The sequence below is a fragment of the Stutzerimonas sp. KH-1 genome, from assembly GCF_054483855.1.
Genome location: NZ_CM137011.1, coordinates 3,983,069 through 4,009,608 on the forward strand (window position 1 = coordinate 3,983,069; position 26,540 = coordinate 4,009,608).

General features: G+C 63.6%; 24 protein-coding genes. 8 read left to right on the forward strand and 16 right to left on the reverse strand.

The window, feature by feature from the left end:
- Positions 1-104: 104 nt before the first annotated feature.
- Positions 105-1,484 (reverse strand): ATP-dependent RNA helicase DbpA, encoded by a 1,380-nt coding sequence (dbpA, locus tag ACX1DW_RS19115; RefSeq protein WP_458992149.1) that lies wholly within the window; start codon positions 1,482-1,484, stop codon positions 105-107.
- A 143-nt stretch (positions 1,485-1,627) separates the two neighbouring features.
- On the opposite strand from dbpA, the gene rloA2 reads away from it, so the two are divergent.
- The 4 genes from rloA2 to ACX1DW_RS19135 all read left to right on the forward strand — a co-directional run bounded on the left by rloA2 (position 1,628) and on the right by ACX1DW_RS19135 (position 5,450).
- Positions 1,628-2,137 (forward strand): retropepsin-like aspartic peptidase RloA2, encoded by a 510-nt coding sequence (gene rloA2, locus ACX1DW_RS19120; protein WP_133455421.1) that lies wholly within the window; start codon positions 1,628-1,630, stop codon positions 2,135-2,137.
- Positions 2,138-2,797: 660 nt separating this feature from the next.
- Complete coding sequence (locus tag ACX1DW_RS19125) at positions 2,798-3,061, forward strand: DUF4212 domain-containing protein (RefSeq protein WP_063540741.1); 264 nt, start codon at positions 2,798-2,800, stop codon at positions 3,059-3,061.
- Between the two features lie 3 nt (positions 3,062-3,064).
- Positions 3,065-4,834, forward strand: a complete 1,770-nt coding sequence (locus tag ACX1DW_RS19130; protein ID WP_458992150.1) for a sodium:solute symporter family protein — start codon at positions 3,065-3,067, stop codon at positions 4,832-4,834.
- A gap of 97 nt (positions 4,835-4,931) precedes the next feature.
- Positions 4,932-5,450 (forward strand): hypothetical protein, encoded by a 519-nt coding sequence (locus tag ACX1DW_RS19135; RefSeq protein ID WP_200630351.1) that lies wholly within the window; start codon positions 4,932-4,934, stop codon positions 5,448-5,450.
- Between the two features lie 138 nt (positions 5,451-5,588).
- Here ACX1DW_RS19135 and ACX1DW_RS19140 read toward each other — a convergent pair whose 3' ends face one another.
- The 6 genes from ACX1DW_RS19140 to ACX1DW_RS19165 all read right to left on the reverse strand — a co-directional run bounded on the left by ACX1DW_RS19140 (position 5,589) and on the right by ACX1DW_RS19165 (position 14,025).
- Positions 5,589-6,296: a 3'-5' exonuclease gene (locus ACX1DW_RS19140; protein ID WP_200630352.1), complete on the reverse strand. Its 708-nt coding sequence runs from the start codon at positions 6,294-6,296 to the stop codon at positions 5,589-5,591.
- Positions 6,293-8,227 carry a putative nucleotidyltransferase substrate binding domain-containing protein gene (locus ACX1DW_RS19145; protein WP_063540745.1) on the reverse strand — a complete coding sequence of 645 codons (1,935 nt, stop codon included), beginning with the start codon at positions 8,225-8,227 and terminating at the stop codon, positions 6,293-6,295. Before ACX1DW_RS19145 ends, ACX1DW_RS19140 begins: the two co-directional genes overlap by 4 nt.
- 185 nt (positions 8,228-8,412) lie before the next feature.
- Positions 8,413-8,817 (reverse strand): phosphate ABC transporter substrate-binding protein, encoded by a 405-nt coding sequence (locus ACX1DW_RS19150; protein WP_394375089.1) that lies wholly within the window; start codon positions 8,815-8,817, stop codon positions 8,413-8,415.
- A gap of 11 nt (positions 8,818-8,828) precedes the next feature.
- On the reverse strand, positions 8,829-9,998 hold the full coding sequence (locus ACX1DW_RS19155) for a hypothetical protein (RefSeq protein WP_458992151.1): 1,170 nt from the start codon (positions 9,996-9,998) through the stop codon (positions 8,829-8,831).
- A 19-nt stretch (positions 9,999-10,017) separates the two neighbouring features.
- On the reverse strand, positions 10,018-11,640 hold the full coding sequence (locus ACX1DW_RS19160; RefSeq protein ID WP_458992152.1) for a methyl-accepting chemotaxis protein: 1,623 nt from the start codon (positions 11,638-11,640) through the stop codon (positions 10,018-10,020).
- Positions 11,641-11,844: 204 nt separating this feature from the next.
- A complete protein-coding gene (locus tag ACX1DW_RS19165; RefSeq protein WP_458992153.1) occupies positions 11,845-14,025 on the reverse strand; it encodes a malate synthase G in 2,181 nt (726 codons plus the stop codon).
- 227 nt (positions 14,026-14,252) lie between these two features.
- Between ACX1DW_RS19165 and ACX1DW_RS19170 the strand changes: the two genes are divergently transcribed.
- Positions 14,253-14,777 carry a glycine cleavage system transcriptional repressor gene (locus tag ACX1DW_RS19170; protein ID WP_208216922.1) on the forward strand — a complete coding sequence of 175 codons (525 nt, stop codon included), beginning with the start codon at positions 14,253-14,255 and terminating at the stop codon, positions 14,775-14,777.
- 3 nt (positions 14,778-14,780) lie between these two features.
- On the opposite strand, the gene rarD is transcribed toward ACX1DW_RS19170, so the two are convergent.
- A complete protein-coding gene (gene rarD, locus ACX1DW_RS19175; RefSeq protein ID WP_458992154.1) occupies positions 14,781-15,671 on the reverse strand; it encodes an EamA family transporter RarD in 891 nt (296 codons plus the stop codon).
- 203 nt (positions 15,672-15,874) lie between these two features.
- On the opposite strand from rarD, the gene ACX1DW_RS19180 reads away from it, so the two are divergent.
- From ACX1DW_RS19180 to ACX1DW_RS19190, 3 genes are all read left to right on the forward strand, one after another.
- Positions 15,875-16,642, forward strand: a complete 768-nt coding sequence (locus ACX1DW_RS19180; RefSeq protein WP_458992155.1) for an SDR family NAD(P)-dependent oxidoreductase — start codon at positions 15,875-15,877, stop codon at positions 16,640-16,642.
- Positions 16,639-18,246, forward strand: coding sequence for an alpha,alpha-trehalase TreF (gene treF / locus ACX1DW_RS19185; RefSeq protein WP_458992156.1), 1,608 nt, complete (start codon positions 16,639-16,641; stop codon positions 18,244-18,246). The genes ACX1DW_RS19180 and treF overlap by 4 nt, the downstream gene beginning before the upstream one ends.
- Before the next feature lie 113 nt (positions 18,247-18,359).
- Positions 18,360-19,112, forward strand: coding sequence for a FadR/GntR family transcriptional regulator (locus ACX1DW_RS19190; protein WP_133455430.1), 753 nt, complete (start codon positions 18,360-18,362; stop codon positions 19,110-19,112).
- Positions 19,113-19,172: 60 nt separating this feature from the next.
- Here the strand turns inward: ACX1DW_RS19190 and ACX1DW_RS19195 are convergent, their stop codons facing one another.
- The 8 genes from ACX1DW_RS19195 to ACX1DW_RS19230 all read right to left on the reverse strand — a co-directional run bounded on the left by ACX1DW_RS19195 (position 19,173) and on the right by ACX1DW_RS19230 (position 26,360).
- Complete coding sequence (locus tag ACX1DW_RS19195) at positions 19,173-20,075, reverse strand: EamA family transporter (RefSeq protein ID WP_458992157.1); 903 nt, start codon at positions 20,073-20,075, stop codon at positions 19,173-19,175.
- Positions 20,076-20,298: 223 nt separating this feature from the next.
- Positions 20,299-21,579 (reverse strand): TRAP transporter large permease, encoded by a 1,281-nt coding sequence (locus ACX1DW_RS19200; RefSeq protein WP_458992158.1) that lies wholly within the window; start codon positions 21,577-21,579, stop codon positions 20,299-20,301.
- A complete protein-coding gene (locus ACX1DW_RS19205; protein ID WP_243605691.1) occupies positions 21,579-22,106 on the reverse strand; it encodes a TRAP transporter small permease in 528 nt (175 codons plus the stop codon). Before ACX1DW_RS19205 ends, ACX1DW_RS19200 begins: the two co-directional genes overlap by 1 nt.
- Positions 22,107-22,164: 58 nt before the next feature.
- The gene (locus ACX1DW_RS19210; protein WP_458992159.1) at positions 22,165-23,139 is read right to left on the reverse strand and encodes a TRAP transporter substrate-binding protein; all 975 of its coding nucleotides are present in this window, start codon (positions 23,137-23,139) and stop codon (positions 22,165-22,167) included.
- Between the two features lie 77 nt (positions 23,140-23,216).
- Entirely contained in the window at positions 23,217-24,107 is an 891-nt protein-coding gene (locus ACX1DW_RS19215; protein WP_458992160.1) for an SMP-30/gluconolactonase/LRE family protein, read from the reverse strand.
- Between the two features lie 41 nt (positions 24,108-24,148).
- Positions 24,149-24,964 carry an NAD-dependent epimerase/dehydratase family protein gene (locus tag ACX1DW_RS19220; protein ID WP_133455436.1) on the reverse strand — a complete coding sequence of 272 codons (816 nt, stop codon included), beginning with the start codon at positions 24,962-24,964 and terminating at the stop codon, positions 24,149-24,151.
- Positions 24,965-25,345: 381 nt separating this feature from the next.
- The gene (locus tag ACX1DW_RS19225; protein ID WP_133455437.1) at positions 25,346-25,654 is read right to left on the reverse strand and encodes an AzlD family protein; all 309 of its coding nucleotides are present in this window, start codon (positions 25,652-25,654) and stop codon (positions 25,346-25,348) included.
- Positions 25,644-26,360 (reverse strand): AzlC family ABC transporter permease, encoded by a 717-nt coding sequence (locus ACX1DW_RS19230; RefSeq protein WP_458992161.1) that lies wholly within the window; start codon positions 26,358-26,360, stop codon positions 25,644-25,646. Before ACX1DW_RS19230 ends, ACX1DW_RS19225 begins: the two co-directional genes overlap by 11 nt.
- Between the last annotated feature and the right edge of the window lie 180 nt (positions 26,361-26,540).

Sequence of the window (26,540 nt, forward strand, 5' to 3'; positions counted from 1 at the left end):
GGTCGCGCTCTTGCGGCTGTCACGGTAGCGATCTTGCTTTGCAAGTCCCGTTCCCTTGATGGCCGTATGCGTGTCTCGTCTTCGCCGTGCACTGCGGTACGGTTCTACAGTTGTCTCACCTTCAGCGAGCGGCCCTTGATCTTGCCATCGTTCAGGCGCTTGAGGGCCTGCCTGGCGACAGTTCGTTCCACTGCGACAAAGGCCTGGAAATCGAAGATGGCGATCTTGCCCACCTGGCTGCCCGGGATGCCGGCGTCGCCGGTCAGGGCGCCGAGGATGTCGCCGGGGCGCAGCTTATCCTTGCGCCCCGCGGCGATGCACAGGGTCACCATGGGTGGCTGCAACGGTTCCCCGGACTGCGACTTGAGCGCATCCAGTGGCTGCCAGTTGAGTGGTGCTTGCTGCAGATTTTCGATGGCCTGTGCACGATGGGCTTCGGCCGGCGCCACGAGGCTGACCGCCAGGCCCTGCTTGCCCGCCCGTCCGGTACGGCCGATGCGATGCACATGGATCTCCGGATCGCGTGCCAGCTCGACGTTGATCACCAGGTCCAGCGCCTCGACATCCAGGCCGCGCGCGGCAACATCGGTCGCCACCAGCACCGACAGGCTGCGGTTGGCGAACATCGCCAGCACCTGGTCGCGGTCGCGCTGTTCCAGATCGCCGTTGAGCGCTGCCGCGGAAATGCCTTTGCAGGTCAGCTGCTCGACCAGCTCCTGGCATTGCTGTTTGGTAAAGCAGAACGCTACGCAGCTCTGCGGTCGAAAGGCGCTCAGCACGCGCACCACGGCAGTCATGCGCTGCTGCGGATCGATTTCATAGAAGCGCTGTTCGATCTGGGTGTCGTCATGCAGCGCCTCGACCCGTACCTGCTGCGGGTCGCGCATGAAGGTGGCCGACAGTTGCTTGATTCCGGCCGGGTAGGTGGCCGAGAACAGCAGCGTCTGCCGCCTGGCCGGCGTCTGTCCGATGATTTCGGCGATGGCGTCGTAGAAGCCCATGTCCAGCATGCGGTCGGCTTCGTCGAGGACCAGTGTGTTCAGGCCGTCGAGCTTGACTGTGCCTTTCTTCAGGTGCTCCTGCACGCGTCCTGGCGTGCCGACGATCACGTGGGCGCCATGCTCGAGCGAAGCGATCTGTGGGCCGATGGAGACCCCGCCGCAGAGGGTGAGGATCTTGATGTTGTCCGCCGCCCGTGCCAGCCGGCGCAGTTCCTTGGCCACCTGGTCGGCCAGCTCGCGGGTCGGGCACAGGACCAGCGCCTGACAGCCGAAGTAGCGCGGGTTGATCGGGTCGAGCAGGGCGATGCCGAAGGCGGCGGTCTTGCCGCTGCCGGTCTTGGCCTGTGCGATCAGGTCCTGGCGCTTGAGCATGATGGGCAGACTCTGCGCCTGGATCGGGGTCATCGCCGTGTAACCGAGCGCTTCGAGATTGGCCAGCATGGCCGCGGAGAGGGGCAGCGAAGAAAAGGCGGTACTGGTCACGGAAAGAATCTTCGGAAAGGAATCGACCGGCAGTCTAACAGGCGCGACTGAAACGCGCGGCGCGCATGGGCGCTTCGGTAGACGGAACCCTGGAGGTGACACCTGATCGAAAACTACCCAATCGCTCTAAGCAGGAGGTTGTTTTGTCTCGTGTGCTTTTCCTCGCCGGGTTGCTGGCGCTGCCCGCTGTTGCAGCCGAGCCCACGCTCTATGGACGTTACGAACGAATCAAGATCGAAGAGATCGGCAAGATCCTTCCGGCCAAGATGGACACCGGCGCAATGACGGCCTCGCTGTCGGCCCGCGATATCGAGCAGTTCCAGCGCGACGGTGAGGACTGGGTGCGGTTCCGCCTGGCCGTGGACGGCGCCGATGACACGCTCTATGAGCAGCGCATGCTGGGCATCAGTCGGATCAAGACCCGTGCCGAGGAAGCCGGCGACATCGATCCGGGAAGCGAGCCACCGCGCGCCGAGCGTCCCATCGTTGGCATGCAGCTGTGCATTGGCGACCAGCTGCGCGAGGTCGAGGTCAACCTCACCGACCGCAGCCATTTCAGCTACCCGCTGCTCATCGGCGCGGAAACCATTCGCGACCTGAACGCGGCGATCTACCCGACCGAACGTTACACGGCGGGCCAGCCGACCTGCTGAGCGCCGCCGTGTGTCAGCCTTAGTCCTGCGCCTCGCCTTGCAGTGCTACGGCGGGCCCAGGCCGTACCGGGCCAGGGTCCGCCCCTCCATTCACGGACCGTCTGCCGCTCACTGCCGGCGGTGCGCATGACTAGCTAGCAGTCGTCCCATGGTGCGCTGCGGATTGTCTTGACCCGACTCGAACAAGTGCAATGAACTGGCAATACATTAGTGCTAATTAATGGCGTGATCTGGCGTGGAGTTAATTAATTTATTTAAGTGGAATCGCTATAAGTTAATCGCTGTGTTTTTTTGTATTGCATTGCCCAAGTATTTTTCTACTCTGCCGTTGTCGTTCACATATATATAACGGTTGGTAGTTTGGTGACCGGTTAGTCGCGTTCAAACCGGCTGTTGCCGGCCGCCAACCTCATCCATACGGGCTGATGGCGGACCGCTGGCAAGGAGATGGGCGGCGGTCTGGATCGAAGGTTAGCGCCCGCCTGATGGCAAAATGCTGGTGGCGAGCTCGGCGTCTTCGCAGGCTCTGGCGCAGTGCCCGGTCGCCGCTCGAGGTTGATTGTCAGACTAAAGTCGGGGCTTTCATTCTATAAGGCACCTTTGTTAGATTCAGCATGTGGTTTTCTCTCACTCGCAATAACAATAAGGCGGAGAACGTCAATGGCCGACAACGATAAAGAAAATGCTGCTGCGTACTGGAAGGCGAATGTTCGCCTCATAACATGGAGCCTCGTGGTCTGGGCTCTGGTCTCTTATGGCTTTGCCATTCTCTTGCGTCCCCTGCTTTCCGGGATCCCCGTCGGGGGTACGGATCTAGGCTTCTGGTTTGCTCAACAGGGTTCCATCATCACGTTCATTGCGATCATCTTCCACTACGCGTGGCGGCTGAACAAACTGGACAAGGAATTTGGGGTTGAGGAATAAGCCATGAGCCAATATTGGATCAACATGCTGTTCGTGGGCGCCTCGTTCCTGCTCTATATCGGGATCGCGGTCTGGGCTCGCGCCGGGTCAACTAAAGAGTTCTATGTCGCTGGTGGTGGTGTTCACCCGGTAACCAACGGTATGGCAACGGCGGCAGACTGGATGTCTGCGGCTTCCTTCATTTCCATGGCCGGTCTGATCGCTTCTGGCGGTTATGCCACTTCCGTGTACCTGATGGGCTGGACCGGTGGTTACGTGCTGCTGGCGATGCTGCTGGCGCCGTACCTGCGCAAGTTCGGCAAGTTCACCGTGCCGGACTTCATCGGTGACCGTTTCTACAGCCGTGGCGCTCGTCTGGTAGCTGTCGTCTGCCTCATCCTCATCTCCGTTACCTATGTAATCGGTCAGATGGCTGGTGCTGGTGTGGCGTTCTCCCGCTTCCTGGAAGTGAGCAACTCCGCCGGTATCTGGATCGCTGCTGCCATCGTTTTCGCCTACGCGGTATTCGGCGGCATGAAGGGCATCACCTATACCCAGGTGGCGCAGTACGTGGTTCTGATCATTGCCTACACCATCCCGGCCGTGTTCATCGCCATGCAGCTGACTGGCAACCCGATCCCGATGCTCGGGATGTTCGGCACTCATACCGAGTCCGGTATGCCGCTGCTCGAGAAGCTGAACCAGGTCGTTACTGACCTCGGCTTCGCCGCGTATACCGCTGACGTCGACAACAAGCTGAACATGTTCCTGTTCACCCTGTCGCTGATGATCGGTACCGCTGGTCTGCCGCACGTCATCATCCGCTTCTTCACCGTACCGAAGGTGGCTGATGCCCGCTGGTCCGCTGGCTGGACCCTGGTCTTCATCGCCCTGCTGTATCTCACCGCTCCGGCCGTTGCCTCCATGGCACGCCTGAACCTGGTCAACACCATCTATCCGGAAGGCCCGCAGGCCGAAGCGATCCGTTATGAAGATCGTCCGCAGTGGGTGCAGACCTGGGAACAGACTGGTCTGATCAAGTGGGAAGACAAGAACGCCGACGGTCGTGTGCAGATGTACAACGACGCCAACGCCGCCTTCACTCCGACCGCTACCGAGCGTGGCTGGAACGGCAACGAGCTGACCGTGAACAATGACATCATCGTTCTGGCCAACCCGGAAATCGCCAACCTGCCGGGCTGGGTCATCGGTCTGATCGCTGCGGGTGCTATCGCTGCTGCGCTCTCGACCGCTGCGGGTCTGCTGCTGGCGATCTCGTCTGCGATCAGTCATGACCTGATCAAGACACTCATCAATCCGAAGATCAGCGAGAAGAACGAAATGCTGGCAGCTCGTCTGTCCATGACGGCAGCGATTCTGCTGGCTACCTGGCTGGGTCTGAATCCACCGGGCTTCGCCGCGCAGGTGGTGGCACTGGCGTTCGGTCTGGCGGCAGCGAGCCTGTTCCCGGCGCTGATGATGGGTATCTTCTCCAAGCGCGTGAACAGCAAGGGTGCGGTCGCCGGTATGCTGGTTGGTGTGATCTCCACTGCCGTGTACATCTTCCTGTACCTCGGCTGGTTCTTCATCCCTGGCACCGCAAGCATCCCGAACACTCCTGATCAGTGGTGGATGGGCATCTCCCCGCAGGCCTTCGGTGCCGTAGGTGCGATTCTGAACTTCGCTGTTGCCTACGCCGTTTCGATGGCTACCGAGGCTCCGCCGCAGGAGATTCAGGATCTGGTCGAGAGCGTTCGTACCCCGAAGGGTGCTGGCGTTGCACTTGATCACTAACTGATAATGCAGCCGGACGTCAGACCTGCTCTGACACAAGGTTGAGGTAGAAGTCGGGCTTCCAGTTGGAAGCCCGATTTTTTTAGGGGAGTCGTATATGTTCTGGCATCTAATCGCGGCAATCGTCGCAGGTGTGGCGGGAGCCGGTATCGGCCTGCTGCTGCGCTCACTGACGCGTAAGCGACTGCCGAAATGGATCATTCCCGTCTGCGCCGGTCTGGGAATGCTGAGTTACACCATCCATTACGAGTACACCTGGTTCGAAACCACACAAGCGCGCCTGCCGGAAGGATCGCTGGTGGTCAGGAGCGAAGAGGGCGAAATGCTCTGGCGTCCATGGACGATGATCTATCCGATGCCGTTGGCCTATACCGTGCTGGACGGTGCGAATGCCCAGGTACAGGACACCACTCAAGGCCGTCTCGGCCGCTTCGTGCTGTACCGTTTCGAGAAGCAACACCTGACGTCGGTCGTGAAGAGCGCCAGCTACCAGCTGATCTGCAGCGAGAGGGCCATGTTCAGGCTCAACGATGCCGGAGAGGCCAAGGTCGAGACGCTGACCGAGCTGGAAAGCGATTCACCGCTGTACCAGGCCATCTGTGAACCTGACCGTTGACGGGATATACCAGCAGCGCCAGGCACCACGCACCGGCCGCCGGTGTTCGGTGCCTGCCACGGCGTGGCGCGAATCGGAGCGGGCCGAAGTCCGCGTGACCGAGGCCACCTGCCGCCATGTCGCGGCGCGGTCGTGGCATCAGATCGAGTTGAACGCCGCCTTGCGCGCGCGCTGCCAGCATCTGAGTCGCTGAGCCAGTTCGTCGAAACGCTGTAGTCCGGTGCGCTGCGCGCGATTCAGCAGGATCAGGGCGATCTCAGCTGTAGCCATGGCGTCGGCTGCGGCATTGTGGCGTTGCGGAATGTGGATGTTGAAGTAATCGAGCCAGTGGTCCAGCCCGCCGCGATGAATCATCGCTTCCGGAAACAGCATGGGCGCCAGATCGGCTACATCGAGAAAGCTGTGTTCCAGGTTATAGCCAAGCTCCTGTTTCAACGCGCGGGCCAGCATGCGCTGATCGAACGGGGAGTGAAAGGCCAGGATGACGCTGTCGCCAGCGAACTCCATGAAGCTCAGCAAAGCCTCCGCCGGCGGCAGGCCGCTGGCCAGTTCGCTGGGCGCGATGCCATGGATCAGTACGCTTTCGTTTACCTTGACCTGGCGGCACAGGGTGCATTCGAACTGCTGGGAATAGGCGATGGCGCCGTTCTCGATTACCACTGCGCCGATGGCGATCACCAGGTCGCGCTTGAGATGCAAGCCGGTGGTTTCCAGATCCAGGACGACCAGCCGTTGCTCGCGCAGAGGCACGGCTTTGGGAGGAGACGGCCGCTGCAGCTCGGCAACGCGCTGTTGCTGCTCCAGGGATAGTTTCGGCCCGCGTGGGTTGAACCAGAACATACTCATAGCTGATAGCGCACCGCGAGACTGGCCTGTAGACGCTGGGCCTGGCGGAACGACTCCCGCAGGATCCGGCGATCGAGCACGTTGAGCGTATCCGGGTCCAGGCGGTTGGAATAGGGCAGTCCGTCGCGTGCCTGCTGCTGGTGGTGCTGCATGCGGGTCTGCTGAATGAAATGATAGGCCTCTTCGTAGGCCGCACCGTCCTTCTTTTCGATCACGCCCTTTTCGACCAGTTTGCGCAATCGTTCGAGCGTGTTGCAGTTGCCGATGCCATTGCTCAGCGCCAGTAGTCGTGCACCATCGACGAACGGCGTCAGGCCCTGCACCTTGAGGTCCAGCGTGTCCTTGCCGTCGCCTTTGCGGGCCACCACGAAGTCACGGAAGCGGCCCACCGGTGGACGGTGGCGCAGGGCGTTTTCGGCCATCATGCGCTGGAACAGGCTGTTGTCGCCGATCTCCTCGAGCAGGTCCTGACGCAGTTGCTCGCAGCCCTCGGAAGGGCCCCAGATGCTGCGCAGATCGAAATAGATGGTGCTACCGAGCAGGTTTTCCGGCGTCGCCTCACGAACGAACGAGCTGAAGCGCCGACTCCATTCCTGTCGCGACAGGCACAGCTGCGGGTTGCTGGCCATGATGTTGCCTTTGCACAGGGTAAAGCCGCAGGTATCCAGGTCGCGGTTGATCCGCTCGGCCAGCGGCAGCAGCCGGCCGCGGATATGCGCAGCCTCGGCGGCATCGGCGGCCTCGAAAAGCATGCCGTTGTCCTGGTCGGTGTGCAGCGTCTGCTCCTGTCGACCCTCGCTGCCGAAGCACAGCCAGGTGAACGGAACGCCTGGATCGCCCATGTGCTTGATCGCCAGCTCGATGACGCGGCAGACGGTGTGATCATTGAGCAGGGTGACGATGCGGGTGATCTGCGTCGACGACGCGCCATGGGCGAGCATGTTGTCGACCAGCTGGCGAATGCGGCTGCGGATGACCACCAGTGCATCGACATGGTCGGCATGCCGAATCGTCTGTGCAAGGTGCACCAGGTCGACCCGCTGCAGGGAGAACAGGTCGCGCTCGGAGATCACGCCGCGCAGCAGCCCGTTATCGACGACGCAGACATGGGCGATATGCCGCTCGGTCATGGCGATCGCCGCGTCGAAGGCGGTGGCGTCGGGTGGCAGATAGAATGGATCGTGCGTCATGAACTGCGAGATCGGCTGGCTCAGATCGGTGGTGCCGGTGCCGATGGCGCGACGCAGGTCGCGCAGGGTGAAGATGCCCTGTGGGTGCAGCGCTTCATCGACGATGACGATGCTGCCGACGTTCTCCTCCTGCATCATCGCCACCGCTTCGTTGAGCGGCCGGCTCGGCAGGCAGGACACCGGGTGATGCAGGGCCAGCTCGCCAATGCTGGTTTCCAGCGAGAAGTTCTCACCGAGGCTTTCCACCGCACGCATCTGCGCCTGCTGGTTGACCAGGTCGAGCAGGCTGCTGACGCCGCGTATGGCGAAGTCGCGAAACACGTCGGAGCTGGAGACCAGCTTGACGAAGGCAGGCTTGTTCAGCAGGAAACAGAAAGTGTCCTCGGCCGCCAGATGCGCGGTACGGGTCGCTCGCTCGCCCATCAGCGCGGCCATCGGGAAGCATTCGCCGACGATGACCTCGAAGGTTGTGTCGGTGCCGCGTTTGGCGGTGTGCGGGCGCTGACCGTGAACGCGGCCCTGCTTGACGATATAGAAATGCTGTACCACACCGTCCTCGGGCGAAATGATGCAGTCGCCCTCGGCGTAGAAGCGCAGCTCGCAGTTCTCCACCAGGTAAGCCAGATGGGCCGGCTCCATCTGGTTGAACGGGGCGTACTTGCGCAGAAACTCCATGGTTCCATGGATGTTCTGCAGTACAGCCGTCTTCCCTGCCTGGGAGAAGGCGTCGGGTGTGCTCATGTTTGGCTTCCACTTTTTATTAATGGTGGGCTGCGGGTCGGCCAGACCCAATTGGACGTAAGTCTAGTCAGCGCGGACGCTAGGAAAGCTGATCGGGATCAGCCTCGTGTTTCGAGCTGTTGCGATGAACTTCAGGCATAAAAAAGCCGGCCACTGGGGCCGGCTCCTTTGCTTCGTCATCGAGCTCAGGGCAGGGTGAACAGCACCTTGACCGAGCCGTTTACTGCCGAGGCGTCGACGTAGCCAATGGCGTCGGCTTCGGCGGCTACCTTGGCCACCACCGCCGCGTCGTCAGCGACGCTGGGCAGGGGCTGGCCCTTGCCGGTGAAGATCAGACCCGACCAGTAGGATTTGAGCTGCGACTCGTTCTTGCTGGTCACGCCGGCGTAGAAGGCTTCCTTGGCTGGGTTCCAGCCCGCCTGGTCGACGCCCTTCATGGACTTGTCCTTGCCCAGGAAGATGTTGGCTACTTCCGACTGCGACGGTGCCTTGGCCGCGGCCGGATTGACGATCACGGCCACTTCGGCCTGCGCCAGGGAAGCCAGGCCGAGCAGCATGGCAGCGCCGAGGATGCGAATGGATGCTTTCATCTGGACGCTCCTCAGAATACGAAATCGACGCCGACGGAGACGATGTCGCCGTCGTAGTTGCGGGCCGGGGCGCCAACCGCACCACCGCTCAGGTCGTAAGCGGCGTTGTCGAACACTTCCTGAGCATTGCGGGTGAACACGCCGTCATAGCCATTCTTGGTGTCGACGCGCTTGTATTCTCCCTTGATCACTACGGTCGGCGCGGCCTGGTAGTTCAGGCCCAGGGTCCAGGAACTCTGGCGACCGCCGTTGTCATCCAGCTGTGCGTAGGTGACGTGGGGCAGGAAGTCACCGAAACGACGGCCGCCCATCAGGTAGAACGAGTCGATCGCTTCCATGCCGTCGTTCTCGATCAGGCGCGAGGTCCACTCGTTGCTGCTGATCCAGGTGCCGTTGTCGTACTGGTAGCCGATCGAAGTGAACTTGCCTTTTTCTTTGTCCAGATTCAGCAGTGACAGGGGCTCGCTGGCGCTCAGGCCCAGGTCGGACGCGTCAACGGTTCCGGTGATGTCGGTCTTGATATCCGCTTCCACATAGCCGATGCGCAGCGTGCCGAAGTCATTGCTGGCCAGGCTGACGCTGGCGCCGAACAGCTTGCCGTAGTCGATATCGAACTGCTCGTCGTAGGCGTAGTAGTCACGGTTTTTCGCCTGGCCGCCGGCGAGCTGGAAGGTGACCGAACCGTACGACAGCGGCATGGTGTAGACCGCATCGACGCCTTCGTAGTTGGTCACCTGAACCTGGCTGTAGACCTCGTCGGGCAGGCGCAGCCAGGGGTAGCTGTAGCCAACGTCGAGGCTTTCGGAGTACATGTAGACCGGGCTGCGCAGGCGGCCGGCGCGGAGCATCAGGCGGTCGTTGGCCTGCAGCGACAGGTAGGCCCATTCCAGGTTGGCCTTCCACTCGTCCTGCTGCGCCTTGGCCGTGGCCTGCACGGTTACGCCGAGGGTATCGGTGATGCCGTAGCTCAGCTGCGCACCGAACTTGGACAGCTGATCGCCGCGCCAGGAATCGTTGGTCTGACCCTGGACGCCATAGCTGCGACCGTCATCTTCGCCGCCGAGATGGGTGAAACCGACGGTACCGAAACCGTTGAAGCGATGTTCACCCTGTTCCAGGGCAAACGCAGGGGTGGCGGCCAGGCAGACAGCTGCCAGACCGGCGACACGAAGTGCAGTCATTGGATGCTCCAAAAAATCGTTAAACACGGAATTGGCTCGTAGCCGCGCGCAGGTGGTCTCCGGTACTCACCAGTTGTTCGCCAAGGCGGGCGGTGGCTTCGGCGCCGTTTGCGGTTGCTTGTGCGTCCTGCTGCAACACTTGGGTTTCTTGTCTGATGGAACTCGACAGGCCGATCTGCTCCTGTGTGAACTGGGCGATGCCGGCGTTGAGTTCGTCGATCTGGTTGACCGTGCCGGCGATGGCTTCCAGCAGCTGTGTGGCTTCGATGGAACGCTCGATGCTGGCGCGGGATTTCTCGCCGTTGCTGGTCATCACGTTGAGTACGGTGTTGGCGCTGTTCTGCAGGCGCTGGATGATCTGCTGGATCTCGGCGGTGGAGGCAGCAGTCTTCTGCGCCAGATTGCGCACTTCGTCGGCGACCACGGCGAAGCCGCGACCCTGCTCGCCGGCGCGGGCGGCCTCGATGGCGGCGTTCAGGGCCAGCAGGTTGGTCTGTTCGGCAATGCTGCGGATCACGGTCAGTACCGAGCCGACTTCCTGGGTTTCTTCCTCCAGCTGTTCCATGGCCTTGACCGCGCCCATCACGCTGTCGCCCAGGTCGTTGATGCCGGTCGACAGACTGCCGATGTGCTCGCGTGCGGTCGCCGCCTGGCGCGCTGCGGAATTGGCCTCGTCGGACGCCTGCTGCGAGCGCTGCGCGACTTCCTGAATGCTGCCGGTCATGGTCAGGATGTCGCGGCTGATCGAATCGGTATGGTGCTGCTGCGACTTGGCGTTTTCCTCCGAGCCCTGGGTGAGCTGGTAGAGGTCCTTGGAGACCTGGCCCAGCGGGGCGGCGGCATCGATGATCTGGCGGATGGTGCGCTGCAGCTTGTCGAGAAAGCTGTTGAACAGCTCGATCATGGCGCCGATCTCGTCGTTGGACTCGACATTGACGCGCTGGGTCAGGTCGCCGTCGCCACGGGCGATCGACTGCAACGAGGCGATCACGCCGCGGATGTTGACCATCACGCTGCGAATCACCAGCCAGGCGCCGAGGCTGACCAGCACCACCAGCACCAGGCTGAGAATGATGCCCAGGCGGGTGGTCGCCGCATTGGCTTCGCGGGTCTGCACCAGGGTCTGCTGAAAATCGTCGTAAGCCTGCGCACGGAAATCGCTGCCCAGCTTCTGCGCCTGCGCCAGGTCACTGGCCATGCGGTCCAGGCTGGGGCGCAGGTCGTCGAACGAGGCGCTGCCGTCGATCAGCTTGGAAGAGGCGGCGAGGGCATTGTCGGCGTAGTCGCGCACGGCCTTGCGCCAGTCGCTCAGGGCCTGATGCTGCTGGCGTTGCTCGCTCAGCAGCGACGCCAAGGCCTGCTGCTGGGTGTCGATCTGCTGCAGCACGTCGTGCGCTTCGTCGAGAATGCCCGGCTCGCCCGCCGCCACTGCATTGTTCAGCAACGCCGGCACGCGGGAGAACTGGAAGATCACCGCGTCGGCCTTTTCCAGGGTCGGGTAGCTGCGGGTCTCCAGCAGGACCAGGCGCGAGTCGGTCGCCGAAAGCTGCAGCGAGGTGTAGACCACATACAGCACGAGCCCGAGCAGGGCGACGGCCGGGACCAGGGAAAGCTTGGCGGTCAGCGAGAGGTTCTTCAGCATGCAGCGAACTCCAGTGCAGGGGCTACGGGTACCAGGAAGAGTACGTTGATGGCCAAATGCTACTTTGGTGGCGCAAGTGTGACCGAAAACGATGTTCGGGTCACGTTATCGGTTGTAACAGGCCTAACTTGAGGACCGTCGGACGGATTACGGGCATAAAAAAACCGCCCCGAAGGGCGGTTCTTTCTGCAGCGGCTTGGCGGGTTACAGACCGTTCTTGGCCTTGAACTCGCGGCGGCGGCGGTGCAGCACCGGCTCGGTGTAGCCGTTGGGCTGCTTGGTGCCTTCGAGGACCAGCTCCAGCGCGGCCTGGAAGGCCACGCTGTTGTCGAAGTCCGGCGCCATCGGGCGGTACAGCGGGTCGCCCTGGTTCTGACGGTCAACCACCGGCGCCATGCGCTTGAGGCTCTCGACCACCTGATCCTTGGTCACCACGCCGTGGCGCATCCAGTTGGCCACGTGCTGGCTGGAGATGCGCAGGGTGGCGCGGTCTTCCATCAGCGCGATGTCGTTGATGTCCGGTACCTTGGAACAGCCGACGCCCTGCTCGACCCAGCGCACCATATAGCCGAGGATGCCCTGCGAGTTGTTGTCCAGCTCGTTGCGCTTTTCTTCCTCGCTCCAGTTGGTGTCTTTCGCCAGCGGGATGGTGAGAATGTCGTCAATGGACGCCTTCTCGCGCTTGGCCAGTTCGACCTGACGCGCCTGCACGTCGATCTTGTGGTAGTGCATGGCGTGCAGGGTGGCAGCGGTCGGCGACGGTACCCAGGCGGTGTTGGCGCCGGCCATGGGGTGGCCGACCTTCTGCTCGAGCATCGCGGCCATCAGGTCAGGCATGGCCCACATGCCCTTGCCGATCTGCGCCTTGCCCTGCAGGCCGCAGGCCAGACCGACGTCGACGTTGTTGTTCTCGTAGGCGCTGATCCACTTCTCGGCTTTCATGGCCGCCTTGCGCACCATCGGGCCGGCTTCCATGGAGGTGTGGATCTCGTCACCGGTGCGGTCGAGGAAGCCGGTGTTGATGAACACCACGCGCTCGCGCGCTTCCTTGATGCAGGCCTTGAGGTTGATCGTGGTACGACGCTCCTCGTCCATGATGCCGACCTTGAGGGTGTTGCGCGGCAGGCCGAGAACGTCCTCGACGCGGCCGAACAGTTCGGTGGCGAAGGCGACTTCTTCCGGGCCGTGCATCTTCGGCTTGACGATGTACATCGAGCCGGTGCGGCTGTTGGCGCGGGTGGTGTTGCCCTTGAGGTTGTGGATGGCGATCAGGCTGGTGAACAGGCCGTCCATGATGCCTTCCGGCACCTCGTTGCCTTCCTTGTCGAGGATGGCATCGTTGGTCATCAGGTGACCGACGTTACGGATGAACAGCAGCGAGCGGCCATGCAGGGTCAGCTCGCCACTGCCGTCGGCCTTGGTGTAGACGCGGTCCGGGTTCATCGCGCGGGTGATGCGCTTGCCGCCCTTTTCCAGCTCCTCGACCAGGTCGCCCTTCATCAGGCCGAGCCAGTTGCGGTAGACGATGGTCTTGTCGTCGGCGTCGACGGCGGCGATGGAGTCTTCGCAGTCCATGATGGTGGTCAGCGCCGCTTCCATCAGGATGTCCTTCACGCCAGCGGCGTCGGTCTGGCCGATCGGGCTGGCCGGGTCGATCTGGATCTCGAAGTGGATGCCGTTGTTCTTCAGCAGCACGGCGATCGGTGCGCTGGCTTCGCCCTGGAAGCCCTGCAGCTGAGCCGGGTTCTTCAGGCCAGTGGTGCTGCCGTCCTTCAGCGAGACGACCAGCTTGCCGCCTTCGATGCGGTAGCCGGTGGAGTCGACGTGCGAGCCGGTTTCCAGCGGAGCGGCTTCATTGAGGAAGTTGCGCGCGTAGGCGATGACCTTGTTGCCGCGGATCTCGTTGTAGCCCGGGCCCTTGGTAGCACCATCTTCTTCGGAGATGGCGTCGGTGCCGTACAGCGCGTCATACAGCGAGCCCCAGCGAGCGTTGGCCGCGTTCAGGGCGAAGCGCGCATTCATGATCGGCACCACCAGCTGCGGGCCGGCCATGCGGGCGATTTCTTCGTCGACGTTCTCGGTAGTGGCCTGGAAGTCTTCGGCTTCCGGCAACAGGTAGCCGATTTCCTGCAGGAAGGCCTTGTACGCCACGGCGTCGTGGGCCTGACCGGCGCGAGCCTGGTGCCAGACGTCGATCTTGGCCTGCAACTCGTCGCGCTTGGCCAGCAGGGCGCGGTTCTTCGGCGCCAGGTCGTGGATGACGCTGTCGGCGCCAGCCCAGAAGGCGGCGGCATCGACGCCGGTACCGGGAATCGCCTCGTTGTTCACGAAGTCGTACAGGACTTTGGCGACCTGCAGGCCACCGACTTGAACGCGCTCAGTCATTACTCGCCTCACTTGGTTCTTCTAATTTCGCCGGACGGTTTCGCTTTTGTAGTCCGAGGTCGCCGGATACTACATGAAGCGTCGGGGAAAATCAGTCCGCTGAAAGCGCAGGTTGCGTCGGCCTTGCGAGCATGCCGGTACAGGCGGTGCTGTCATCGCGAGTGGGGCCTGCTATACCTATTGGGCCGTCGCCATCGGGCGCGCGAATCCCGCCACAGGAGCAGTCCATGGATCACCTCGTTCTCACCGTCATTGCCAAAGATCAGCCCGGTCTGGTCGAACGACTGGCCAAGTGCATTGCCGATCATGGCGGCAACTGGCTGGAGAGCCGCATGTCGCGCATGGCCGGGCAGTTCGCCGGCATTCTGCGGGTGGCCGTGCCGGCAGACGCCCATGCCGAGCTGACTGCCGCGCTGGAAAGCCTGCAGACCCAGGGCATTCGCGTGTTGCTGGCCCACAGTGGCGCGGAGCCGACAACAAGCTGGCAGGAGATTCAGCTGGAGCTGGTCGGCAACGACCGGCCGGGCATCGTCCGCGACATCACCCACCTACTCGCCGAGCACGGCGTCAATCTGGAAAGCCTGGATACCGAGGTGCTGCCGGCGCCGATGAGCAGCGAACTGCTTTTCCGCGCCGAGTTGCGTCTGGCGGTGCCCAGCGAGCTGTCGCTGGAGCTGCTGCAGCAACGCCTGGAAACCCTTGCCGACGACCTGATGGTCGAGCTCAAGCTGCAGCCGGCCGAGCAGGTATAGTGCTCAGCCGGCGCTTTTGCGCATGATGCGCCAGGCGTCCAGGCTGTACACCGCAAGTCCGGCCCAGATGCAGAAGAAGGCCAGTTGCCGGTCGACCGGGAACGGCTCGCCGAACAGCTGCACGGCGAGGATCAGCAGCAGCGTCGGCGTCAGGTACTGCAGGAAGCCCAGGGTCGAATACGGCAGGTGGCGCGCGGCGGCGTTGAAGCCGAGCAGCGGGATCAGCGTCACCGGGCCGGCCGCCATCAGCCAGAGCGCGTCGGTGCTGGTCCAGAATGCAGGTTCCGTGCTCGTGCCGCTGCTGAACCAGAACAGCCAGACCAGCGCGACCGGCAGCAACATCCAGGTTTCCACCACCAGTCCGGGCAGCGCGGCCACCGGTGCCAGCTTGCGCAGCAGGCCGTAGCTGCCGAAGCTCAGGGCCAGCACCATGGAAATCCACGGGAATTCGCCGAGCATCAGCAACTGCAGGCTGACGCCGACGGTGGCCATCGCCACGGCCAGCCACTGCAGCGGGCGCAGCCGCTCACGCAGCACGATCATGCCGAGCAGCACATTGACCAGTGGATTGATGTAGTAGCCCAAGCTCGCCTCGACCATGCGGTCGTGGTTCACCGCCCAGACGTAGATCAGCCAGTTGGCGGCGATCAGCACGCTGGAGATGCCGAGCACGCCAAGCCGTCGCGGATGTGCCAGCAGTTCGCGCCACCAGCCGGGGTGGCGCCAGACCAGCAGCACCAGCGAACCGAACACTGCCGACCAGATCACCCGCTGGGTGACGATCTCCAGCGCGCCGTACTGCTCGAGCGCCTTGAAGTAGAGCGGGAACATGCCCCAGATGCTGAAGGTGGCCAGCCCCAGCAGATAACCCTTGCGCAGATTGGCGGTAGCCATGACTTCCTTCGTCGAGCAGCGGAGAGCCGGCCATTTTGCGCCTTTGGCCAGAGGAGAGAAAGGTTAGTCAGCTAACAGAGCGATCCCGCGCGACGGACTGTCCGATCGATCAACAAAGGGGAACACTCGGGCGCTTGCCCTCGTCTCATCTGCATCGCTAATCGAGACGGCAGCGCGCGGGTCAGCGCGAGCGGAGGACGGCAATGCGCTTGCACAATCAGGTCGCTCTGGTCACCGGCAGCACTCAGGGCATCGGCCGCGGCATCGCCGTGCGCCTGGCCGAGGAGGGTGCCGATATCGTCATCAACGGCCGCAAGGAGGACGACGAGGCCCGCGAAAGCCTGAAGCAGGTGCGCGCCCTCGGTCGACGGGTGTGCTTCATCGCCGCCGATGTCGGCGAGGTCGCGCAATGCCGCCGGCTGGTGCGCGAGAGCATCGCGCAGATGGGCAGGCTGGACATCCTGGTCAACAACGCCGGGGTGCAGAAGCACGCGGCGTTCCTCGAGGTACAGGAGGGGGACTACGACCAGGTTCTGGACGTCAACCTGCGCGGGCCGTTCTTCCTCGCCCAGGCCTTCGCCCAGTACCTGCGTGAGCAGGGTCGTGGCGGGCGCATCATCAACAACAGCTCGGTGCACGAGGAGTTGCCGCATCCCAACTTCACCGCCTACTGCGCGAGCAAGGGCGGGCTGAAGATGCTGATGCGCAACATCGCCATTGAGCTGGCGCCGCTGGGCATCACGGTGAACAACGTGGCGCCCGGCGCGGTGGAGACGCCGATCAACCGCGAGTTGATGAACCAGCCAGATAAGCTCGCAAACCTGCTGCAGAACATCCCAGCCGGCCGTCTCGGCCGCCCGCACGACGTCGCTGGAGTCGTCGCATTTCTCGCCTCACCGGATGCCGAATACATCACCGGGACTACACTGGTCGTCGATGGCGGCCTGCTATGGAACTACAGCGAGCAATGACCGATATCCCCCCGAGCCATCCGTTCAGTCATGACACCAGCGCCATCTCGCGGGCCGACACGCTCAGCCCCGCCGATCGCTACCAGGAGCTGTTCGTCGCCGTGCAGATGCAGCGGGTGTTTGCCGACAGCAAGACCTTCGTCGACTGCGCGCCGCGGCGCCATCCCGAAGCCATCCTCGAGGCCTACCGCGCCGGCTGCAACGAGCCCGGTTTCGATCTGTCCGCCTTCGTTCACGAGCATTTCAGCCTCTACGAGATGCCCGCCAGAGAGTTCGTCGCCAACCCCGACGACAGCCTGGCCGAGCACATCGACCGGCTCTGGCCGGTGCTGACCCGCCATCCGCGTGAACATCCGGCGCATTCCTCGCTGCTGCCGCTGCCGTACGACTACGTGGTACCAGGCGGGCGCTTTACCGAGCTGTACTACTGGGACTCCTATTTCACCATGCTCGGCCTGGACGAAAGCGGACACTGCGATCTGCTGCGCTCGATGGCAGACAATTTTGCCTACCTGATCGACACCTACGGCCACGTACCCAACGGCAACCGCACCTATTACCTGGGGCGCTCGCAGCCGCCGGTATTCGCCCTGATGACCGAGCTGTTCGAGGAAACCGGCGTCCACCGCGCCAGCGACTACCTGCCGCAACTGCGCAAGGAATATGCCTTCTGGATGGACGGCGCCGACTCGCTGCGCCCGGGCGAGACGCATCGACGCTGCGTCTGTCTGGCTGACGGGGTGGTGCTCAACCGCTACTGGGACGAGCGCGACACACCGCGCGAGGAGTCCTATCGCGAGGATGTCGAGACTGCGCGGGCCAGCTGTCGGCCGCGGCACGAGGTCTACCGCGATCTGCGCGCTGGCGCCGAGTCGGGCTGGGACTTCAGCTCGCGCTGGCTCGATGACGCCCACCGGCTGGCGACCATCCGTACCACCGGCATCCTGCCGATCGACCTCAACGCGCTGCTCTACAAGTTGGAGCGGCAGATCGCCGAGCTGTCGGCGGTGAAGGGCCAGCACAGCTGTGCCGAGACCTTTGCCCAGCGTGCCGAATCGCGCCGGGCGGCCATCGACCGATACCTGTGGAACCCGCGTTGCGGTGCCTATTTCGATTACGACTGGCAGCGTGGCCGGCCGCGCGACAACCTCACCGCCGCGACCCTCGCGCCTTTGTTCGTGCGCATGGCCGGCGCCGAGCAGGCTGCGGCGGTGGCGGCGACGGTACGTGAGCGCCTGCTGGCGCCGGGCGGCCTGGCCACTACCGAGATCAGCGGCAGCGGCGAGCAGTGGGACCGCCCCAATGGCTGGGCACCGCTGCAGTGGATGGCCATTCGTGGCCTGCAGCACTATGGCCATAAGGCCCTGGCGCTCGAGATCGAGGAGCGCTGGCTGACCATCGTCAGTCACCTGTTCGAGCGCGAGAACAAGCTGGTGGAAAAATACGTGCTGCGGCCCTGTACCGAGCACGCCGGCGGCGGCGAATACCCGTTGCAGGACGGCTTCGGCTGGACCAACGGCGTCACCCGCAAACTGATGCAGGAAGATCCCAATCACGAGGCCAACCGCTGTCGTGCGGGGCACTGTCGCAGCGCGCCGGCTTAACGCAGCTGGCAATCGCACGGGCGCTATTTCCACACGGATGCCATGGATCAATAGTTATCGTACAACTGCTGGGCTATGATAAGCGTCGCTTCCGCTTTCAGAGATTGCCGCCCATGGAAAACCAGAGCGCTCAACCGCGTGCCCGCCGCAAACATCGCAGTCTTGCCCAGGAGCTGGTCGCCGAACTGTCGCAGCAGATTCGTGATGGGGTGATCAAGCGTGGCGACAAGCTGCCGACCGAGTCGGCCATCATGCAGGCACAGGGCGTCAGCCGCACCGTGGTGCGCGAGGCGATCTCGCGGCTGCAGGCCTCGGGGCTGGTGGAAACACGGCACGGTATCGGCACGTTCGTGCTGGATACACCGAGCACCACCGGACTGCGCATCGACCCGGCGACCATCGGCACATTGCGCGATCTGCTGGCGATTCTCGAATTGCGCATCAGCCTGGAAGTGGAGTCGGCCGGTCTGGCCGCGCAGCGCCGCACGCCCGAGCAGCTGGCGGCCATGCGTGCCTTCCTCGATCAGCTGAACCAGAGCGCGGCGCACTCCAGCGATGCGGTGGCCTCGGACTTCCAGTTCCATCTGCAGATCGCCGAGGCCACCGGCAACCGCTACTTCACCGACATCATGAGTCACCTGGGCACCACCCTGATTCCACGCAGCCGGGTCAACTCCGCACGCCTGGCCCATGACGATCAGCAGCACTACCAGGCCCGCCTGGGCCGCGAGCATGAGCAGATCTACGAAGCCATCGCTCGGCAGGACCCGGAATCGGCCCGCGCCGCCATGCGTCTGCATCTGACCAACAGCCGCGAACGGCTGCGCCAGGCCCATGAGGAAGCTGAGGCGAGCACGGTCGGCTGACCGCCGCGCCTCGTCAGCCAGCTGCCGCGCCCGGCGGCGGGCGACGCTTCTACACGAACCCTAGCGGCGGTACGCCAGCAGCACGATGCCGCCGACCACGATCAGCCCGCCAACCACTTGCATGGTCCCGAGTACCTGCCCGAGGATCAGCCAGCCCAGCACCATGCCGGCCACCGGCTCCATGTTCATCACCGGCGCGTTACGTGCGATGTTCAGCCGCGGCATGCAGATGAACAGCGTCGAGAAGGCCGCACCATAGAGCAGCACCAGGCAGGCCAGGGCGATCCAGCCGGCAGTGGCGCTGGGCAGGTCGAGCCCGCCGGGAATCAGGCCGCTGCTGCCGAGCAGGGCGGAGGCGGTGAATACCACGATCAGCGTCAGCATGCTGCGCACCGAACCGGCCATGCTCGACAGCTTGTGTTCGGTCACCCACAGCGCCACCGCGAACACCGCGGCGGCCGTCAGGCTGAACAGGATGCCGGCGACCCATTGGCCATCCGGTGCCTCGGCGCTCAACAGGCGCGTCGGCACATCCAGCACCAGCACCAGGCCGAACAGGATCAGACCCATGATCGCCAGCGCCTGACGGGTCGGCCTTGGGCCGCCGAGGAGCCAGGTGAGCAGCGCCAGCAGGATCGGCGAGAGGTTCACCACCAGCAACGCCAGCGCCACCGGGATGCGCGCCACCGCCGAATAGATGCAGAAGCTCTGCACCGCGATCAGCAGGCCGAGCAGAAGCTGCCAGCGCCAGGTGGCCGGGCTCAGGCGCAGCGATTCACGCCGCCAGAACACCAGCGCCGCCAGCACCAGCAGCGTCACGCCGGCGCGGCAGAGCATGGCCAGCAGCAGGCCGGTGCCGTGATCGAAGGCGATCCGCGCGGCGATGTGGTTGGCCGCGAACGAACAGGCCAGGGTGGCCAGGACCAGTACAGCGATGTGGCGTGGAAACGGCGTGGCTAACATGGCAGGGCGATACGTCCTTAAACGAGGCGCTGCCCACAAGGCGGCTTTGCTTGGGCGAGTATCTCGGCAAACGATGCAGCGAAGCAGGCAGTGTGTGAGATCTTGCGAGCTAGAGCCCTACAAGGCAAAAACAGGCGAGGAAGCGGAGTTTACTTTTGTAAATGAGCGTTCCGAGCCTGTTTTTAACGCAGGAGGGCCGACGCGCAGCAGATCGTGAGCTGGATCAGAGCACTACGCTCGGCAGCCACAGCGAAATCATCGGGATATAGGTCACGGCCATCAGCACGGCGAACAGCGCCGCGTAGAACGGCAGCAGCGCCTTCACCGTGTTCTCGATGGTGACCTTGCCGATGGCGGCACCGACGAAGAGTACCGCACCGACCGGTGGTGTGATCAGCCCGATCCCCAGGTTGACCAGCATGATCATGCCGAAGTGCACCGGGTCGACGCCGAATGACGTCACCACCGGCAGCAGGATCGGCGTGAGGATCAGGATCAGCGGCGCCATGTCCATCAGCGTGCCCAGCACCAGCAGCATCGCGTTGACGCACAGGAGAATCACGTAGCGGTTGTCCGACAGGGTCAGGAACGCGGTGGTGATCTTCGCCGGAATCTGCATCAACGTCATGATGTAGCCGAAGCTGGCGGCGAAGGCGATCAGGATCATCACGATGGACAGCGTGCGCACCGTGCGGTGCAGCATCTTCGGCAGCTCGCGCCACTTGTAGTCGCGGTAGATGAACATGGTCACGAAGAAGGCCCACACCACCGCCACTGCGGCGGACTCGGTAGCGGTGAACACACCGGAGAGAATGCCACCAAGGATGATCACCATGGTCATCAGGCCCCAGAGCGCCTCGACGCAGATCTTCAGCGCCTGGCGCAGCGGCACCACTTCGCCCTTGGGGTAGTTGCGCTTGCGCGCGAACAGCAGGCAGAGCGTGGCCATGGCGGTGCTGAGCAGCAGGCCCGGGCCGATGCCGGCGACGAACAGCGCGGAGATCGACACGGTGCCGCCGGCCGCCAGCGAGTAGATCACCGAGTTGTGGCTGGGCGGAGTCAGCAGCGCCTGCACCGAGCCGCTGACGGTCACCGCGGTGGAGAACTCGCGCGGATAGCCCTTCTTTTCCATTTCCGGAATCAGCACCGAGCCCACCGAGGCGGTATCAGCCAGCGAGGAGCCGGAGATGGCGCCGAAGAAGGTCGAGGCGGTGATGTTGACCAGCGACAGCCCGCCGCGGACGAAGCCGACCAGCACCCCGGCGAAGGCGACCAGGCGGCGAGCCATGCCGCCTTCGGCCATGATCGCGCCAGCCAGAACGAAGAACGGAATGGCCAGCAGGGAGAATTTGTTCACACCGCCGGCGATCTGGATCATCACGGCGTGCAGGGGAATATCGATCCACCAGGCGCCGGCCAGGGTGGCCAGGCCGAGGGAGTAGGCTACCGGGACGCGTAGCAGGATAAGGACGATGAAACTGCCCAACAGGACGACGGCATCCATTACACGGACTCCTTGGACTCTTCGCGGGCTTCGTAATCGACGACCGGGCGCTTGCTCTGGTCGCCGTACAGCAGTTGCTCGATGACGAACAGCAGGGTGATGAAGCCGCCCAGCGGAATCGGCGCGTAGCTGACACCGACGCGCATCCAGGGCAGGGTGCTGAGGTACTGGTTCCAGGTGGCAATGCACAGCTTGTAGCCCCAGATCAGCATGAACAGGCTGATGGCCGCCATGGCCAGGCGCACGAACAGGATGATGAAGGGCTGGGCCATCGGCGGCAGGCGATCGCTGAGCACCTGCACGGCCATGTGCGCGCCGGCGCGGTAGCTGGCGGCGGCGCCGACGAAGGTGAACAGCACCATCAGCAGGATGGCGATGGGCTCGGGCCAGCCGAGGCCCTGGCCCAGTGCGTAACGGCTGAACACGCCCCAGGGGATGATCGTCGCCATGATCACGATCGCCAGGGCGGCAACGATGACGCAGGCACGATAGATGGCGTCATTGACGCCCAGAACCAGGTTTTTCATGAGATTCCACCGGTTGCATCGCGACGGCACGGGCCGTCGCGATGCGCTTGCACGAGGATTACTGAACGGCTTCGATGCGCTTGATCAGTTCGGCGTAAGGCGCGCCGTACTTCTCGCGAACCGGAGCAGTCGCATCGTAGAAGGGCTTCTTGTCGACCTCGATGAACTCGACACCCTCTTCCTTGAGCTTGGCTTCGCTGCTGGCGGTCTTCTCGTCCCACAGCTTGCGCTCTTCCATCTGCGCTTCCCTGGCGTACTTCTTGACGATGTCCTGCTGTTCCGGGGTGAGCTTGTTCCAGGTGGTCTTGGAGATCACGATCGGCTCGGGCAGGATCAGGTGCCCGGTCAACGAGTAGTGCTTGGCGGCCCGGAAGTGGTTGTGTTCGAGCATGGTCGGCGGGTTGTTCTCGGCGCCATCGACCACACCGCTCTGCAGTGCGCTGAAGATCTCGCCGGTGTCCATGGCCACGCCCTGGGCGCCCATGGCATTGAGGGTGTCGATGAACAGCGGGTTGCCCATGACGCGGATCTTCATGCCCTTGAGGTCTTCCAGCTCGCGAACCGGCTTCTTGGTATAGAGGTTGCGCACGCCGCCATCCATCCAGGCCAGGCCGACCATGTTGAATTCGGAGTTGGTGATCTTGTCGAGGATCTCCTGGCCGATCTCGCCGTCGATGACCTTGCGCATGTGTTCGTTGTCACGGAACACGAAGGGCATGTTGAACGCGTTCCCGTCCGGGACCACCGGGCCCAGGGTGCCGAGGCTGACGCGGGTCATCTGCACCGCACCGATTTGCACCTGCTCGACCACTTCCTTCTCCGAGCCGAGCACACCCCCGGCGAACATGCGGAACTTGAGTTCTCCGTTGGTGGCCTCTTCGATCTTCTTGCCCATGTTTTCCTGCGCGACCACCGTGGGGTAGCCGGCCGGGTGGATCTCGGCGATCTTCAGCGTCATCTCTGCATGGACGATGCCGGACAGGCAGAAGGCCAGGGGAAGGGCGGTAACGAGCAGCTTGTGTTTGAGGTTCATGACACTCTCCATCTTGTTTTTGTAGGTGTGCGGCGTTGCGAGTAGCGAGGTCGGGCAAGCGGCCCTTCCCTGGTTGTTCAGCTGAAAGCGGGTTCCTCCAGGCCGGCCACGCCGGGGTGGAGCGCGAAGACGCCGCCGGCCAGCGGCTGGTCGCTCAGATCGCCGCCGGGGCGGATCGAGGTGACGAACAGGGTGTCCAGGCGCGAGCCGCCGAAGGCGCACATGGTCGGTTTCTTCACCGGCACGGCGAGCGAGCGGTCCAGGCGGCCATCGGGGGTGAAACGGTGGATCAGCCCGGCGTCGTTGCCGCAGATCCAGTAGCAGCCGTCGGCATCCACCGCGGCGCCGTCGGGTCGGCCGGGGTGGTCGAGCATGTCGACGAACAGGCGTCGGCCGGTCGGCGTGCCGCTGTCCGTGTCGTAATCGAAGGCCCAGATCTTCTGCACGCTGGGGTGCGAATCGGACAGGTACATGGTTCGCCCGTCCGGGCTGAAGGCCAGGCCGTTGGGCACGATAAAGCCGTCCAGCTGCGGCACCAGCGGGCCGCGCGCAGCCTGGTCATCGAGCCGGTACAGCGCGCCGACCGGATGCCCGGCGGCCATGTCCAGCGCCATGCTGCCGGCCCAGAAGCGGCCCTGGCGGTCGCAGCGGCCATCGTTCATGCGCATCGCGGGCAACTGGTGATCGATGGTCGCCAACGGGCGGCTGTCGAGCCGGCCGTCCGGGCCTGTCTGCAGGGCGAAGAAGCCGCTCTCCATGCCGGCCACCCAGCCGTCGCCGTGGCGGGCGATGCAGGCCAGCATCTGCTCGCCCTGCCAGCGGGAAAGCTGGCCGTCGGCAGCGCTCCAGCGCAGCAGCTCGCGGTTGGGGATGTCGACCCAGTACAGCGCCTGTTCGGCGGCGACCCAGACCGGGCTTTCACCGGTGGCGCAGCGCAGGTCGGCGATGAGTTCAGCTTCACTGGCCATTGCGTTTCTCTTTGTTGTTGTACGCGGGCGAAGGGGGGCTATCAGTCGAAGGGGCCGGCCGCGACGAAGGCGCCGCCCTGATAGATGCCGGCCGGGTCGTCAGCGCTGTACGGCGGTTGCTGCTCGACCTTGTCGCGGAACGCTTCGGAGCTGTCCTGCGCTTGGAAGCCCAGGTGCGCCGCCAGATGGTTGTCCCACCACACGTCACGGTTGGCGGACATGCCGTAGACCACGGTATGGCCGACCGCTGGCGTGAACAGCGCACAGCGCATCAGCTCGGTGAGGTCGCGGAAACTGAGCCAGGTGCTCATCATCCGGCGGTTGGCCGGCTCGGGAAACGAGGAGCCGATGCGGATGCTGACGGTCTCGATGCCGTAGCGGTCGTAATAGAAATTCGCCATGTCCTCGCCGTAGGACTTGGACAGGCCGTAATAGCCGTCCGGGCGGCGGGGTGCGTGGGCATCCAGGGTTTCGGTCTGCGGGTAGAAGCCGATCACGTGGTTGGAGCTGGCGAAGACCACGCGCTTGATGCCATGCAGGCGCGCTGCTTCGTAGATGTGAAAGGTGCCGCGGATATTGGCGTCGAGGATCTCCTCGAACGGCCGCTCGACGGAGACACCGCCGAAGTGGGCGATGGCGTCGACACCTTCGCACAGGGCATGCACCGCCGCCTTGTCGGCGAGGTCGCACGGCACGACCTCCTCGTGCTCGCCGGCTGCCGGTGCCATCGGCGCGATATCGGACAGTCTGATGGTACGGGCGTAGGGCTGCAGCTTTTCGCGTAAGACCTTACCAAGGCCGCCTGCCGCTCCGGTGAGCAGAAGACGGCCAAGCGTGGGATTGGGAGTGGTAGTCATTGAGGTGCCTGTCATTATTGTTCTTTAGTCATCTGTTGTCATATGACATGTGCCAAATATCAGCATCTAGCTACGTGAATGTCAACACGCTTAAAGTCGTATCTGATGAGATATGTCGTGTGCCAGCGGCACTTGCGGTGAGTTGACCAGACTGAAACGCTGTCACAGAGCGCTTCGGAGGCGCGATGCACGAGATCGACAGAAGCGCGGCGGTGGCAGTAATATTTTTTGATGGTTGTATGATGACTATCCGGAAGCAAGGTTTGCGACAAGGCTGGCGCGCGGCCAGAACAATGCCGAAGCGCTGCTGCTGCTCACCGTAATGACTGCTAGGGAGACTGCAGAAGGGTGTCCTGAGCAGCCATGATCGGCCGCTGCCGCTCAGAACTGCCTGACCAGCGCAGCGGCGAGAATACCGGCGGCAATCGCTGGCAGCGGTTTCTTCAGCACCAGCATGGTCACTGCTGTGGCCAACAGCGCCAGACGGGCGCCGCTGTCGCCCTGCCATGCCATCGGCGCGACGATCGCCACCAGCACCGAACCGGACATGGCGGTGATGAACTGCCGGACGCGGTCGCTGATGGGCACGAAGGCCATGACGAACACGCCGCCCCAGCGCGTCGCCAGGGTCACCAGTGCCATGACCAGCACCACGATCAGCGCGCCGGCGCCCGTCGCATCAAGATTCACGCGCTTTCTCCTGCCACAGCAGCCCCATCGCGCCACCGGCCAGCGCGCCCACCACCACGTGGCTGTTCTCCGGCAGGTAGCAGAAGGCGAGCAGCGAGGCGGCGGCTGCCACGCTCCAGATCACCAGCATGCGCAGGTTCTTCTCGCCGCCGACCACCATCGCCAGCAGGAAACAACCCATCACCATGTCCAGCCCCAAGCGCTTCGGATCGCTGACGGCGCTGCCGAAATGGATGCCCAGCCAGCTGCCGACTACCCAGAACGACCAGAGCGCCAGGCCGCCACCGAGCAGCAGGCCGAAGCCGGGGCGGTTGCGGTTGAACGCCTGCATGGCCATCGCCCAGTTGGCGTCCGAGGCGACCAGCATCACCCCGTAACGCCGGCCCGGCGGCAGCTGGCGTAGCCAGGGGTAGAGCGTGGCGCCCATCAGCAGGTGGCGGGCGTTGATGGCGAACACCGTGACCATCAGGGTGAACAGCGGCACCTGAGTGCCCCACAGCTCCAACGCGGCGAACTGCGAGGCGCCGGCGAACACCAGCGCGCTCATCGTGAGGATCACCGAATCGTCCAATCCGGTCTGCACCGCGGCGAGGCCGAAGGCAGCACCGAACAGGGTGACGAAGATGGAGATCGGCGCGAGCTGGCGAAAACCGGTCCAGACCATGCGCCGGTCGACATGATGCAACTCGGTTTCTGTGTCGGTCATGCAAGTTCTCCAGTTGAGCGCACCGGACTGGCGGAGCTGTCCGTGCATTGCCCGGCCGGCCAGATTAAGACCAGTTCGATCGGCGCAACAGTTCAGTTGCGCACCAATCGGCCGGTACAGCGTAGGTGCAGCGGGCAGCATCGAGGCGAGCGAGCCGTTCAGGCGACACGGAGCGAGCGG

Bases quoted from the DNA above. Each gene is read 5' to 3' on its own strand.
- ACX1DW_RS19135 (WP_200630351.1), top strand. From the start codon at position 4,932: ATGTTCTGGCATCTAATCGCGGCAATCGTCGCAGGTGTGGCGGGAGCC.
- ACX1DW_RS19140 (WP_200630352.1), bottom strand. From the start codon at position 6,296: ATGAGTATGTTCTGGTTCAACCCACGCGGGCCGAAACTATCCCTGGAG.
- ACX1DW_RS19230 (WP_458992161.1), bottom strand. From the start codon at position 26,360: ATGACCGACACAGAAACCGAGTTGCATCATGTCGACCGGCGCATGGTC.
- ACX1DW_RS19220 (WP_133455436.1), bottom strand. From the start codon at position 24,964: ATGACTACCACTCCCAATCCCACGCTTGGCCGTCTTCTGCTCACCGGA.
- ACX1DW_RS19145 (WP_063540745.1), bottom strand. From the start codon at position 8,227: ATGAGCACACCCGACGCCTTCTCCCAGGCAGGGAAGACGGCTGTACTG.
- ACX1DW_RS19215 (WP_458992160.1), bottom strand. From the start codon at position 24,107: ATGGCCAGTGAAGCTGAACTCATCGCCGACCTGCGCTGCGCCACCGGT.
- ACX1DW_RS19180 (WP_458992155.1), top strand. From the start codon at position 15,875: ATGCGCTTGCACAATCAGGTCGCTCTGGTCACCGGCAGCACTCAGGGC.
- ACX1DW_RS19190 (WP_133455430.1), top strand. From the start codon at position 18,360: ATGGAAAACCAGAGCGCTCAACCGCGTGCCCGCCGCAAACATCGCAGT.
- ACX1DW_RS19195 (WP_458992157.1), bottom strand. From the start codon at position 20,075: ATGTTAGCCACGCCGTTTCCACGCCACATCGCTGTACTGGTCCTGGCC.
- ACX1DW_RS19165 (WP_458992153.1), bottom strand. From the start codon at position 14,025: ATGACTGAGCGCGTTCAAGTCGGTGGCCTGCAGGTCGCCAAAGTCCTG.
- ACX1DW_RS19150 (WP_394375089.1), bottom strand. From the start codon at position 8,817: ATGAAAGCATCCATTCGCATCCTCGGCGCTGCCATGCTGCTCGGCCTG.
- ACX1DW_RS19170 (WP_208216922.1), top strand. From the start codon at position 14,253: ATGGATCACCTCGTTCTCACCGTCATTGCCAAAGATCAGCCCGGTCTG.
- ACX1DW_RS19200 (WP_458992158.1), bottom strand. From the start codon at position 21,579: ATGGATGCCGTCGTCCTGTTGGGCAGTTTCATCGTCCTTATCCTGCTA.
- ACX1DW_RS19205 (WP_243605691.1), bottom strand. From the start codon at position 22,106: ATGAAAAACCTGGTTCTGGGCGTCAATGACGCCATCTATCGTGCCTGC.
- ACX1DW_RS19210 (WP_458992159.1), bottom strand. From the start codon at position 23,139: ATGAACCTCAAACACAAGCTGCTCGTTACCGCCCTTCCCCTGGCCTTC.
- ACX1DW_RS19130 (WP_458992150.1), top strand. From the start codon at position 3,065: ATGAGCCAATATTGGATCAACATGCTGTTCGTGGGCGCCTCGTTCCTG.
- treF (WP_458992156.1), top strand. From the start codon at position 16,639: ATGACCGATATCCCCCCGAGCCATCCGTTCAGTCATGACACCAGCGCC.
- rarD (WP_458992154.1), bottom strand. From the start codon at position 15,671: ATGGCTACCGCCAATCTGCGCAAGGGTTATCTGCTGGGGCTGGCCACC.
- ACX1DW_RS19160 (WP_458992152.1), bottom strand. From the start codon at position 11,640: ATGCTGAAGAACCTCTCGCTGACCGCCAAGCTTTCCCTGGTCCCGGCC.
- ACX1DW_RS19155 (WP_458992151.1), bottom strand. From the start codon at position 9,998: ATGACTGCACTTCGTGTCGCCGGTCTGGCAGCTGTCTGCCTGGCCGCC.
- ACX1DW_RS19125 (WP_063540741.1), top strand. From the start codon at position 2,798: ATGGCCGACAACGATAAAGAAAATGCTGCTGCGTACTGGAAGGCGAAT.